The sequence below is a fragment of the Gammaproteobacteria bacterium genome (genome assembly GCA_033344735.1).
Lineage (GTDB): Bacteria > Pseudomonadota > Gammaproteobacteria > UBA4575 > UBA4575 > UBA1858.
Genome location: JAWPMW010000001.1, coordinates 2259697 through 2273150 on the forward strand (window position 1 = coordinate 2259697; position 13454 = coordinate 2273150).

Below are 13454 nucleotides of genomic sequence, written 5' to 3' on the forward strand. Positions count from 1 at the left end.
TGTAGATCAATGATTCAAGCTGGTAATATCTTGCGATCTAATTGATAATGGTTCTCAATTGCGTAACTGTAGCAAGAGGTATCTAAGGATTGGTTGAATAAATGCTGGGAAATTTATAATGATAAGACAAAGAACGCTGAAAAATGTTATCCGTGCAAGTGGAGTCGGCCTTCATACTGGTGAGAAAATCCAGCTCACACTGAGGCCAGCGAATGCGGATTCAGGCATAATATTTGTAAGATCAGACATAGAGGATTCCCCCGAAATTAAGGCATGTATTGATAATGTTGGTGATACACAATTGTCGACCACTTTAGAAAAAGACGGGATTAAAATATCTACGGTTGAACATTTATTATCTGCTATAGCGGGTCTAGGTATCGACAATTTATATGTTGAGTTATCTGGGGCTGAAGTTCCGATCATGGATGGCAGTGCCGGGCCATTTGTATTTTTATTACAGTCAGCAGGAATACGCGAGCAGGATGTAGCCAAGAAGTTTGTGCGAATAAAGAAACATGTACGTGTAACAGATCAAGATCGATGGGCAGAATTCCAGCCTTATGATGGTTTCAAAGTCGCATTTACAATAGATTTCGATCACCCAGTGTTTCAGGCGGGACCACAATCTGCTGAAATTGATTTTTCATCCACTTCCTTTGTGAAGGAAGTGAGTCGTTCTCGCACATTTGGTTTTTTACGTGATTTTGAGTATCTACGCGCACAAAATCTTGCACTTGGTGGTAGTTTAGATAATGCTATCGCGGTGGATGACCAGAAAATTCTTAACGAAGATGGCTTGCGTTATGAGGATGAGTTTGTAAAGCATAAAATTCTAGATGCCATTGGTGATCTTTATCTGCTTGGACACAGTTTAATTGGTTCATTTAAAGGCTATAAATCTGGCCACGAGCTTAATAATATATTGCTTAGTACCTTATTAAGTGATCCAACTGCATGGGAAGAAGTAACATTTGAAGAGCATTCTAATGATGTGCCTATTTTGTATGCTGAAACTGCCACAGCTGCCTAAGTCTGATTATCTCGCAAATATAACAGCATCTTACGACAGTGATTTCTTGCGTTTGATAATTCAGTTTTGGTCCTATGCTGAATTACATCCTTGGAATTAGAGAGTTTGGATAAATTGCAGTCAACCTTGACCTTTAAGCGCCGTACCGGTACTTCTAAAGATCCTGTAAACTCCTCGTTGATCTGCTTTAATAGCTCATGTTGCTGATAGCGTATGATACTGGCTCTTTCAGCATTATCTGTAATTATTACTAGTGTATTGCCGATAACATCGATAACCCAACAATGCTGACGTAGCTCGGTTGAAAGTCGACTATGGAGGCTATTAGTCAAGGATTGTATATTTTGTGTCCGATCTAACAGTTTTGAATCAATCAGGGAATGTATCGGGCGCATTGGGGATTTCATCATGTTTGTCTAATATCTACCTAGGGTGATGCAAGTTATAATTATAAATAAGGTATATTGGCCATCATAAAATTAAAATTGACTTAATGTAAATCATGAAATTAACCATTTTGCCGCGCTCTGGGAGCCGTTTATACAGCGTACGCTACTTTAGCCCAGAACAGTATCTATTAGCGATTGCAATAGGCATCACCGTTATGGGTGCATTTCTAGGTGCAGGCTATTGGTTAGGAGTGGAGTATGGTCACCATGGAATAGTGGCAAATTGGAAACACGATATAAAAAGCCAGCAAGACCAGCTGGAAGAGGTACGTTTAGAAAGTGATGCGAACCTCGAGGCTCTTACACAGAAAATTGCTTATTATCAGGCGCATATTAATCGTTTAGACGCGTTAGGTAATAAGCTGCTCAATATGGCTGATCTAGATGATTTGGAAATTGATTTTACTCAGCCCCCAGGATTTGGTGGTCCGGATTCTTACGCAGATGCCTCAAATCAAGACGTATTAGCTAGCATGGAACAAATCCTAGCAACCATATCTTCGCAGTTACAGAGCCAAGAGAATAAGCTACATACCTTGGATGTAATGCTGACTGACCGAAACTTGCGCGAAGAAGTTTATCCTCAAGGGCGACCGATAGAAAAGGGTTGGATATCATCTCATTATGGTAAACGCGCAGATCCATTTACAGGTAAGCAAGAATATCATCGCGGCGTCGATTTCGCGGGTAAATACTACTCAAATGTTATTTCTGTAGCGGGCGGTGTGGTTACAGAAGCAGATGACCGATCAGGTTATGGTAATTTAGTAGAAATTGATCACGGAAACGGCTATGTCACTCGCTACGGGCATAATGATAAGTTGTCCGTTAAAGTAGGTCAGACCGTTAAGAAAGGTCAGGTTATAGCAAAAATGGGCAGTACGGGCAGATCGACCGGCCCTCACGTTCATTTTGAAGTGCTTAAAAACGGCGCACGTGTAGATCCAATGAAATTCATCCGTTCCAAAGAGAACAAATAAGCTATATCAATTAATTTCTGCTCCACTCCCTTGCTTATTTAGTTGCTAAAGCAACCAGACATATTCAATATATGCTGCATAAATATTAAGTCAAAACTTATTTGTTAATATTCATATATTGAAAGCCATATACACTGGCCCCACATAGTTACATTAACCCTCACTTAATTGCCTTATCTCAAAAAATGATCGGAAAGCTCGCACAAAAAGTCTTTGGCAGTCGCAACCAGCGAATTCTGTCTCGCTACAAAAAACTAGTTAATAAAATTAATCAATTAGAAGAGTCGATTAAGAGTTTGAGTGACTCTCAGTTAGCACAAAAAACTCAAGAATTTAAAGACAGGATACAAGCTGGAGCTGAATTAGAATCACTACTCCCAGAAGCTTTTGCTGTAGTGCGCGAATCAGGACAACGTGTATTAGGTATGCGTCATTTTGATGTGCAGTTAATCGGTGGCATGGTGTTGAATGATGGCAATATTGCTGAAATGAGAACAGGAGAAGGAAAGACCCTTGTTGCTACATTACCCGTCTATTTGAATGCTCTTACTGGTAATAGCGTCCATGTCATAACTGTGAATGATTATCTTGCAAGACGTGATGCGGAGTGGATGGGAAAGATTTATAACTTCCTCGGTCTCACTGTGGGAGTGATTGTAGGTGGTCTGAATGATGAGGAGCGCAAATTAGCATACGCCGCTGATATTACGTATGGCACTAATAATGAATTTGGCTTTGATTATTTGCGAGACAACATGAAATTTTCTGCTGACCAACGAGCTCAGCGTGATTTGTATTTTGCGGTGGTTGATGAAGTTGATTCGATCCTAATTGATGAAGCAAGAACACCGCTAATTATTTCAGGACCAACTGATGATAGCTCTGAGCTGTATATGAAAGTTGATAAAATTGTTCCTGACTTAATTCAACAAGCATCAGAAGATAGCGAAGGTGATTTTTTTATAGAAGAAAAATCTAAACAAGTTTTTCTTAGCGAGCAGGGTCATCAACACATAGAAGACTTATTAACAGAAACAGGTCTGCTTGCAGAAGAGGACTCATTGTATGATGTTGCTAACATTAGTCTGTTACATCATATCAATGCTTCGTTACGAGCTAATGTGTTGTTCCAGAAAAATGTTGACTACATTGTTCGTAATGGTGAGGTGGTAATTGTTGATGAGTTTACTGGTCGAACAATGCCAGGGCGTCGATGGTCAGAAGGCCTGCATCAAGCAGTTGAAGCAAAAGAAGGCGTCAAAATTCAAAATGAAAACCAAACGTTAGCATCAATAACATTCCAAAATTATTTCCGCTTGTATGAGAAGTTAAGTGGAATGACAGGTACGGCAGATACAGAGGCATTTGAATTTCAGTCAATCTATGGTTTAGAGGTGGTGGTCGTGCCAACCCATAGAGATATGGCGCGCGATGATCGTGGTGATCTTGTGTATTTAACATTACAAGAAAAATTTGAAGCTATTATCGAAGATGTGAAGGATTGCATGCAAAGGGGCCAGCCAGTACTGGTTGGTACTGCTTCAATTGAAGCTTCAGAACATCTCTCAAAATTGTTGACACAAGCACACATTGAACACAAGGTATTGAATGCGAAGCATCATGCATCTGAGTCACAAATTATAGTGCAAGCGGGAAAAACAGGTGCAGTGACCATCGCAACAAATATGGCTGGACGGGGAACAGATATTGTCTTAGGTGGCAACTTAGATGCTGAGATTGCGGAGCTAGGTGAAGACCCTGATTCAAATCTAGTAGAAGATATTAAAACACAATGGCAGCATCATCATGATGATGTATTGAAATCAGGTGGGTTACATATTATTGGTACAGAAAGACATGAGTCTAGGCGTATTGATAACCAATTGCGTGGCCGTGCTGGAAGACAGGGTGATCCAGGGTCAAGTCGCTTTTATCTTTCTTTAGAAGATAACTTGATGAGAATTTTTGCGTCTGATCGTGTCCGTACATTGATGCAAAAATTAGGCATGGAAAAGGGTGAATCGATTGAGCATCCTTGGGTATCTAAAGCAATTGAAAATGCACAGCGCAAAGTTGAATCACACAACTTTGATATTCGTAAAAACTTGCTAGAGTATGATGATGTTGCTAGTGACCAGCGTAAAGTAATCTACGAGCAGCGCAGTGATTTAATGAGCACTGAGGATATATCTGAAAATATTGAAGATATTCGATTCGATGTAGTGACAAATATTATTAATAATTATATTCCACCTGATAGCATGGCAGAGCAGTGGGATGTAAGTGGACTAACTCAAGCGCTACATAAAGAAGTGAATGTTGAGCTGCCGCTGCAAGATTGGTTGGATCGTGATGACAATTTATATGAAGAGCCTCTTCGTGAGCGAATACATGCATCCGTAAAAAGTTTGTTCGATGAGAAACAGAAGTTGCTTGGTGATGAAATGATGCACAAGTTACAAAAAGACGTGATGTTGCAAGTGCTAGACTCTAAATGGAAAGAACATTTGGCGGCAATGGATTACTTGAGGCAAAGTATCGGCTTGCGTGGATATGCACAGAAAAATCCAAAGCAAGAATACAAACGGGAAGCATTTCAAATGTTCCAGCAAATGCTGGAAGAAATTAAGCAGGACACAATTTCTTTTCTATGTCATGTGAAGTTTCAATCTCCTGAAGAAGTTGCACCAATTACACCGAAAAATGAGACTGATGCGGATAGTCTACAGCTACAACATGAGCAAGCTGCGGATGTTCTTCATCCGAGTGAGGTGTCAAAGCAGCAAACTGGTAAACCTCAGGCTGACGTAGTTAAATCAGACCCTATTGTGCGTGCTGACAAAAAAGTCGGTAGAAATGAACCATGTCCATGCGGTTCTGGTAAGAAATATAAGCACTGCTGCGGAAAACTATCTTAATTCTCTAGGCTGAGGAATCGATATGGCGGTTAATTTAACCGAGCCAACTCAAGTACACGCCATAGAGGGCGTACGTTTAGCGACTGCTAGCGCAGGTATTCGCTACCTTGATCGAGATGATCTTGTATTAATTGAAATAGCGCAGGAAGCAAAGGTTGCAGCAGTATTTACGCAGAATAAATTTCGTGCTGCACCAGTGAGTCTATCTGTCGACCATCTTAATAAAATAACTCCGCGCTACTTAATTATTAATGCCGGTAATGCAAATGCTGGTACAGGCCAGATAGGTATGAATGCGGCATTAGATACTACTAAAGCTGTTGCAGAGAGCTTTAAGGTTACGCCTGAGCAAGTGCTGCCTTTCTCCACAGGAGTCATTGGAGAGGTGTTAGATGCGAGTAAAATTACGAATCAATTATCATGTCTGAAAGAAAACTTATCTTGCGATAATTGGTTGTTAGCAGCAAAAGCAATAATGACTACCGATACAGTGTCTAAAGCCTATAGTAAAAAAATTAATATTGCGGGGAAAGATATTCAAGTAACGGGTATTGCAAAAGGCTCAGGTATGATTCAGCCTAATATGGCAACGATGTTGTCGTATATAGCCACTGACTTGGATATTTCAAATCAAATGTTACAAGAATTGTTATCGCAAGCAACAGAGCAGTCATTTAATTCAATCACAGTTGATAGTGATACATCAACCAACGATGCTTGTGTATTAATTGCTACGGGAAAATCAGGAGTTATATTCGACGAAATCAATAAAGAAGATAAAAACCAATTTCAACGTGCTTTATATTGGGTTATGCAAATGTTAGCGCAAGCAATTGTTCGAGATGGCGAAGGAGCAACTAAATTTGTTACTGTGTGTATTGAAAAAGCCAGTAATCAACAACAAGCCAAGTCGGTCGCATATTCAGTGGCAAATTCACCGTTAGTGAAAACAGCATTTTCAGCTAGCGACCCAAACTGGGGACGTATCATGGCAGCTGCAGGTAAATGTAATGACTATGATTTGCAGTTATCTCAGGCGAGCTTATCAATTAATAATGTGCCTGTAATGGAGCGAGGCGAGCTAGCTACCAGCTATACAGAACGATTAGGTAAACAAGCAATGCAATCTGAAGAAATTGAAATTATAGTGCAACTAAATTTAGGCCAGGCGCAACACACAGTATGGACAACCGACTTAACTCATGAGTACGTTAGTATTAACGCAGATTATCGTAGTTAAATGATTCAACAACGCATTGCTATCGGTGTTGTCGAAAATTCTCAGAAAAAAATACTGGTGAGTAAACGAAAAATGGGCACACACCTTGAAGGCTGCTGGGAGTTGCCTGGCGGGAAAGTTGCCCTTAAAGAATCATTTAAAATGGCATTAAGAAGAGAATTATCTGAAGAACTTGATATCCAGGTTAACTCCACATCAAAACTTATTGAGCTGAAGCATCAATATGATGATAGACAGTTACATTTTCAAGTATTTAATGTAAATGGATATTCGGGAGTAGTAAGATCTGTCGAGCATCAAGAGCTTCAATGGGTGGACTATTCGCAATTTTCATCTTTGGATTTTCCGGCTGCCAATAGGGCTATTCTTGACGCAATTAGTTTACCACGCAGTTATATGATTGCTGACCAAGATGTGCTTAAAAATCAACTAACTTCAATTGTCAGATATCAGCTCGAGTCTGGAATATCATTAGTTCAATACCGCGCAAACAATGTGAGTAAACAAACCTATATTGCTAACGCTAAACAACTTAGAGAAATGTGTATGCAATTCGAGGCTAAGTTTATTACTAATTGTGAATTAGATTGGGTAGCAGAAATAAATCCAAATGGTATCCACCTTAATAGCGCTCGTTTGTACGAGGTTTGTAAAAACCTGTCTACACACAATGGTATGGAGTTTTTTTCAGCATCATGTCATAACGCTGAAGAAGTTGATATGGCTAATACACTTGGTGTACGTAGCGTGTTGATTGGATCAGTTAATAAAACACATAGTCATGTTGACGCAAGTACTCTTGGCTGGCCACAATTTGGGAGATTGTGTTTTATGGCTAATAGTCCAGTATATGCCCTAGGTGGGATGAGTGTGAACGATTACGAAAATGCTAAAGTGCACGGTGCGCAAGGCATTGCGGCAATACGTGCATTTTTGAATTAAAAGGTGCAGCAAGAGATCTTAAAATTAATATCGCGATCTACTTGTTTGGGGTATTGATTAGGGTTGGGTTGTTCTAGAAAGCGTATAGAGAATCTATGTTTGCCTGCACTAATTTCTGGAAAACACTGGTCATTCATATCAACCAATACACGAATTAATTGGTTAGGTTGATTTTGATCTAAATTTCTTTGGTAGAAACCTTTTATAGCCTCACAATTTTCAATTTCTGAGCTGCTTCTAATTAAATCTAAACAATGAACGACAGTATTATTCACAATAATAAATGGTTGCAACCAGGTCTGAATGGTTTCTTTACGTTTATTTGATGGCTGGGTTAACCAATAGTGGTAGGAAGGCAAATCAAAATCACATGTGCCACCCGGAATAGCAGCTCGCTGTTTAATGCTGTTGATAAAATCATTGTCTTTTAAATGAGAGACTAATTGACCAGGTTGATTATCTAATTCATTGATTAATCCTAAGTGTCCGGAAATTAATTTTTCTAGCTTGTCTTGGTCTAGGCTCGGAATGCTGTGTAACTGTTGGAGATTACTTAGTTGTCTTTTGACCTCTTTCATGAGCTCTCTTTTTAAATCCCCTCGAGAGACTAAACCCATTAGCTCAAGCAACGCAGACAGGGCTGAGTGGCTGTCTAAGGCACCCTCTTTGTCCATATAGTATGTACAGCGACTATATAGCTGTTCTACACGCATAAACGTACGAATACGCTCATTGAGGGGTTGCTCGAAATGGACTAATGAAGACATTTAGTGATTATGAAGTGGCTAAATCGTTAAATCCAAGTATTTTTGGTGAAGTTGGTGTATTTGAAGTATTAAACTCTTTAGGTCGCCGTTATTAGTAATGACATCATCAGCATGTTTTATGCGTTCTTCAAGAGTGATTTGGGAATCTACAATAGCTTCGACATGGTTTTTAGAACACTTGTCTCGTGAAGACACGCGATCAAGCTGGTTTTGTTTATTAGTATTAATAACTAAAATTCGATCTACAATAGATTGCATATTTGATTCGATTAATAAAGGTATAACGATTAGACAATATTGAGTGCTTAGAGTTGACGCTTGCAATAAGATTTCAGCGCGAACTTTTGGGTGTACTATATTTTCGAGTGATGCACGTAGCTTATTATCTGTGAAAATTTTTTCTCTTAATAATTTACGATCGATTTCTCCTGAGTTAAGCAAACATTCCGAACCAAATAAACTGACGACTTCATCATAAGCTTTTCCCGAAATAGAGAGTAGCTCACGACTAATTTCATCTGCATCAATAACAGGTATTTTGTATAGTTGGCGGAATTGATCGCTAACAGTAGTTTTTCCAGAACCTATTCCACCTGTAAGTCCGATGCGTAACATACGATGATAAGATCACATTGAGCCAAATAGAGATTTAACTTCTGGGCCCCATATTAAACATATAATACCCCCCAGAGCTAAATAAGGACCAAATGGGGTGGGTACATCTCGACCTAGTATTTTTGTAACAATTAAACTAATACCAATTATACTGCCAACCACTGATGATATTAGAATTATGGCAATTAAGTAATGCCAGCCTAACCAAGCACCTAGCAGAGCAAGTAATTTGAAGTCACCATAGCCCATGCCTTCTTTCCCAGTAATTAATTTAAATACTTGGAATACTAGCCAAAGAGATAAGTACCCAAAAATTGCACCAAGTACGCTCTCTTCAAGCGAACAAAATAAATTAAAGTAATTAGCGATAATTCCAAGCCAGAGAATAGGAAGGGTAATGTTGTCTGGGAGTAAAGTTGTTCTAAAGTCAATCATAGCTAAAGTAATTAAACTCCAGCCTAAAACCATGGCAAATAATGCTTGCCAATTAAAGCCAAATTTAAAAGCGATTAATCCTGTAAATAATGCAGTGAATAATTCTATTAGAGGGTACTGAGCAGAAATAGATGTACCGCAGTGGCGGCATTTACCTTTTTGAAATAAATAACTTAATAAGGGAATATTTTCTAAGCTACTTATAATGTGTTTGCATGAAGGGCATTGAGAGCGAGGAGTGATTAAGTTGAATTTTTGTAGTTCATCTGCAGCTGAATTGTCTATTGCTAGAAGTTGTTGGCACTCGCTCTTCCAGCCTCTTTCGAGTATTACTGGCAATCTGGTGATAACAACATTTAAGAAGCTGCCAATCAATAAGCCTAATACAACACTACAACTAATAAAGAAAACTAGATTGGTGTTTAATAAATGTAATAATTGCACGTTATAAATTAAACAACTGCACCCATCTTGAAGATCGGTAGGTACATTGCAATTACAAGCCCACCAACCAGCACCCCTAGAACAGCCATAATAAGCGGCTCTAATAAACTGCTGAGACCGTCTACAAGATTGTCAACTTCTGCTTCATAAAAGTCAGCTACTTTTGAGAGCATTTCGTCTAAAGCACCAGATTCTTCTCCAATGGCTACCATCTGGACCATCATATTAGGGAAAATGCCTGTTTGTTTCATACTTTGTTGTAATTGTGTGCCCGTTGAAACATCATCTTTCATTTTCATGGTGGCTTCATAAAATAATGCATTTCCAGACGCTCCAGCAACAGATTCCATGGCTTCAACTAACGGTACACCTGCGGCAAACATAGTCGCCATGGTTCGTGCAAATCTTGCGATGGCAGATTTTTCCAATATACCACCAACCACTGGGATTTTTAATGACATGATGTCTAGCCATCTACGCATTTTTGGTGATCGCTGTTTAGCCATTTTGAATGCTACGAATGCTGCGGCAATACCAGCGAACACAAGCCACCAATAAGACTGAAAGAAATCAGAAAGATTGATGACCATTTGAGTAAAGGCGGGTAAATCTGCGCCAAACCCCTGGAATATAGTTTGGAATTGGGGCACAACAAATATTAACAAGATTGTCATTACTATAAATGCCACTACTAAAACAGCTGTTGGGTAAAATAGGGCTTTCTTGACTTTAGCTTTTAATTCTTCTGTTTTTTCTTTATAAGTAGCAACTTTATCGAGTAGTGATTCCAGTGCGCCAGATTGCTCTCCAGCACCTACGAGATTGCAAAATAAAGCATCGAAATATTTGGGTTGTTTTTCTAGGGCATCTGCGAGACTTGTACCCCCTTCTACATCATTTTTTATGCTTAGTACTAATTCTTGCATATTTGGATTTTCATGGCCGCGTCCGATGATTTCAAATGACTGCACTAATGGAACACCAGCTGTCATCATAGTGGCAAGTTGTCTAGCAAATACGGCAATATCTTTGGGTATTATTTTTTTTCCACCATTTCCAAATAAAGATTTAGCTTTTTTCTTTACTTTTAAAGGATTTATTCCTTGGCGTCTTAAGTCTGCTTTCAATAAAATTTCACTAGAGGCTTGAGACTCTCCTTTAACTTTAGAGCCTTTACGGTCTAAACCTTCCCATAGAAAAGTAATTGAATTAGTGGTTGCTGTTGCCATAGCTTAGTCCTTAGTTACACGGTTTACTTCTTCAAGGCTAATAACTCCATCTTTGACCTTTTTTAAGCCTGAAAGTCTTAAATCAGCAACACCTTCTTTTGTTGCTTGATCAGCAAGTTGCAAAGAATTTCCACCTTCCATTATTATTCTGCCCATTGCTTCAGAGACAGGCATTACCTGATATATGCCTACACGCCCCTTATACCCATTTGTGCATTGATCGCAACCTACAGCCTTATAAATGGTTAGATTTTTCAGATCAGTTTTTTTGAACCCTTCTTCAATCAAGGCTTCTTGAGGTATGTCGTCAACTACCTTGCAATGGTCGCATAATTTTCTCGCCAGCCGTTGGGCTATAATTAGTGATACTGCGGAAGCGATGTTGAAAGGAGGTACACCCATGTTGGCGAGACGAGTTAAAGTCTGAGGTGCATCATTTGTATGCAATGTTGATAGAACTAAGTGGCCAGTTTGAGCTGCTTTGATTGCTATCTCTGCCGTCTCAAGATCACGTATCTCGCCTACCATTATCACATCAGGATCTTGACGTAAGAATGCACGTAAGGCGGAGGCAAAAGTGAGTCCTACTTTAGGTCTTACATTGACCTGGTTTACTCCCGGCATATTGATCTCTGATGGATCTTCTGCGGTAGAGATATTTCTGTCAGGTGTGTTGAGTATATTCAGACCTGTATAGAGCGAGACTGTTTTTCCTGAACCAGTAGGACCGGTCACTAATATCATTCCATAAGGCTTTGCTAAAGCATCTAAATATAATTGTTTTTGGTCCTCATCGTAACCAAGAACATCAATGCCTAGCATTGCACTGCTTGGGTCTAATATACGTAATACAATTTTTTCGCCAAATAAGGTTGGGCAAGTATTAACACGAAAATCGATGGCACGTTTTTTAGAAAGCTGCATTTTAATTCGGCCATCTTGAGGGACTCGCCGTTCTGATATATCTAATCTAGACATTACCTTGAGACGCGCACTAATGCGTGGTCCCAATGTTATTGGAGGACTGGCAATTTCCTCTAATATTCCATCTATTCTAAATCGAACCCGAAATGTTCGCTCATAAGGCTCAAAATGGATATCAGAGGCTTTCTTATTGATTGCATCTAGCAATACTTTATGAACGAAGCGTACTATAGGTGTGTCATCGATATCAGATTCAGCGCCATCATCGCTAGGTGAATCCTCTGTATCTGTAAATTCGAGATTATCTAGATCGTCGTCTAACAAGCCGTCCATGGACATAGAGGTATCACCCATTTCAAGAGCTTTGTCTAATATCTGACCTAATTTATCCTCTTCAACTAATACCGGTTCAGTCGATATACCCGTATTAAATTTAAATTCATCCAGCGCTACTAAGTTCATCGGGTCAGATATCGCCACGAATAAACGGTTGCCTCTTTTTTGAATCGGTAGTGCATGATGCTGGCGTATTAGCTTTTCTGGTACTAGGCTAATAGGAATAGAATCTAGGTCTAATACGTCAAGATCTAGCAAGGGAATTCCAAATTCCATTGAAGCGCAGTTCGCTAGTGCGCTTGCTTCCACAAAGTCATTTTTTACTAAATAACTGGCAAGAGAAATTTGATCCTCTCGCGCTTGCTGTTGCGCTTGAGAGGCAATCTCTTCGGAGATCAAACCATCGTTGATTAAACGAAGTGCTAGTCCTCCGATTCTTACTGATGATGCAGGTGTGGCCACTGTGAATTTATCGATTAGTTGTGTAAATGGGCATTATTTTCTGGCGTTAATTATATCAGAGAGAATTATATAAATTCAGTAAGTCTCTGATAAAATATGCACTTTTACGACTAGATGAGCAAGCTGGCCGATGATGCTTCTAATCTCAATTTGATTGGGTTTGAGTAAAAAATCATATGTTGGTTTCATGATTCACATGCTTTGGGTGGGAAACAAATTGATGCAAAATGCAGATAAGCGGTTACATCAACATGAAAAGACTTTATCTGCTGAGTACTTTGAGTTTAATAAATCGTGTCATAGACCATGTAATAATATCTGCTAATAATATTACAATCCTGAAACTTGCAATGATTGCTATAATATTATTTTCATTATGCGTGCTGCATAGATATTTACTGGCTACATACTCAGTTACTCCCAACCCTTGCGGTGCAAAAATAGTAATAAATCCAGCCCCCCACGAGAATATATATACGCCAGCTGAGTACAATTGAGAGCAGAATTTCTCTGTATTAGGTAGAGCTTCAAAATAAGATGAGAATGAATACCCTGCTAACAACCAATATATAAATATAATTATTAAGCAGAGTAGATAAATTTTTATTGATCTAATCAGTTTTGTACTATTAAAACGGTTAATAAAAAATGGCCACAATATGAAACAAAAAATACTTAAT

General features: G+C 39.0%; 10 protein-coding genes. 5 read left to right on the forward strand and 5 right to left on the reverse strand.

Features of this window, described 5'->3' with window-relative positions; translation table 11 throughout:
* Positions 1-118 precede the first annotated feature (118 nt).
* The 5 genes from lpxC (at position 119) to R8G33_11655 (ending at position 7562) form a co-directional block, all read left to right on the forward strand.
* A complete protein-coding gene (gene lpxC / locus R8G33_11635; GenBank protein ID MDW3096316.1) occupies positions 119-1033 on the forward strand; it encodes a UDP-3-O-acyl-N-acetylglucosamine deacetylase in 915 nt (304 codons plus the stop codon).
* Positions 1034-1535: 502 nt separating this feature from the next.
* Complete coding sequence (locus R8G33_11640; protein ID MDW3096317.1) at positions 1536-2462, forward strand: M23 family metallopeptidase; 927 nt, start codon at positions 1536-1538, stop codon at positions 2460-2462.
* 185 nt (positions 2463-2647) lie between these two features.
* The gene (gene secA / locus R8G33_11645) at positions 2648-5380 is read left to right on the forward strand and encodes a preprotein translocase subunit SecA (protein MDW3096318.1); all 2733 of its coding nucleotides are present in this window, start codon (positions 2648-2650) and stop codon (positions 5378-5380) included.
* Between the two features lie 22 nt (positions 5381-5402).
* Positions 5403-6620, forward strand: coding sequence for a bifunctional glutamate N-acetyltransferase/amino-acid acetyltransferase ArgJ (argJ, locus tag R8G33_11650; GenBank protein MDW3096319.1), 1218 nt, complete (start codon positions 5403-5405; stop codon positions 6618-6620).
* Positions 6621-7562 carry a Nudix family hydrolase gene (locus R8G33_11655; GenBank protein ID MDW3096320.1) on the forward strand — a complete coding sequence of 314 codons (942 nt, stop codon included), beginning with the start codon at positions 6621-6623 and terminating at the stop codon, positions 7560-7562.
* Here R8G33_11655 and zapD read toward each other — a convergent pair.
* From zapD to pilB, 5 genes are read right to left on the reverse strand one after another with little or no spacing between them, the layout of a single operon-like run.
* Positions 7559-8329, reverse strand: coding sequence for a cell division protein ZapD (gene zapD / locus R8G33_11660; protein ID MDW3096321.1), 771 nt, complete (start codon positions 8327-8329; stop codon positions 7559-7561). The genes R8G33_11655 and zapD overlap by 4 nt on opposite strands.
* 18 nt (positions 8330-8347) lie before the next feature.
* Positions 8348-8944, reverse strand: a complete 597-nt coding sequence (gene coaE, locus R8G33_11665; GenBank protein ID MDW3096322.1) for a dephospho-CoA kinase — start codon at positions 8942-8944, stop codon at positions 8348-8350.
* 12 nt (positions 8945-8956) lie between these two features.
* Entirely contained in the window at positions 8957-9823 is an 867-nt protein-coding gene (locus tag R8G33_11670) for a prepilin peptidase (GenBank protein ID MDW3096323.1), read from the reverse strand.
* Positions 9824-9831: 8 nt separating this feature from the next.
* The gene (locus tag R8G33_11675) at positions 9832-11052 is read right to left on the reverse strand and encodes a type II secretion system F family protein (GenBank protein MDW3096324.1); all 1221 of its coding nucleotides are present in this window, start codon (positions 11050-11052) and stop codon (positions 9832-9834) included.
* Positions 11053-11055: 3 nt separating this feature from the next.
* Positions 11056-12774, reverse strand: a complete 1719-nt coding sequence (gene pilB / locus R8G33_11680) for a type IV-A pilus assembly ATPase PilB (GenBank protein ID MDW3096325.1) — start codon at positions 12772-12774, stop codon at positions 11056-11058.
* Between the last annotated feature and the right edge of the window lie 680 nt (positions 12775-13454).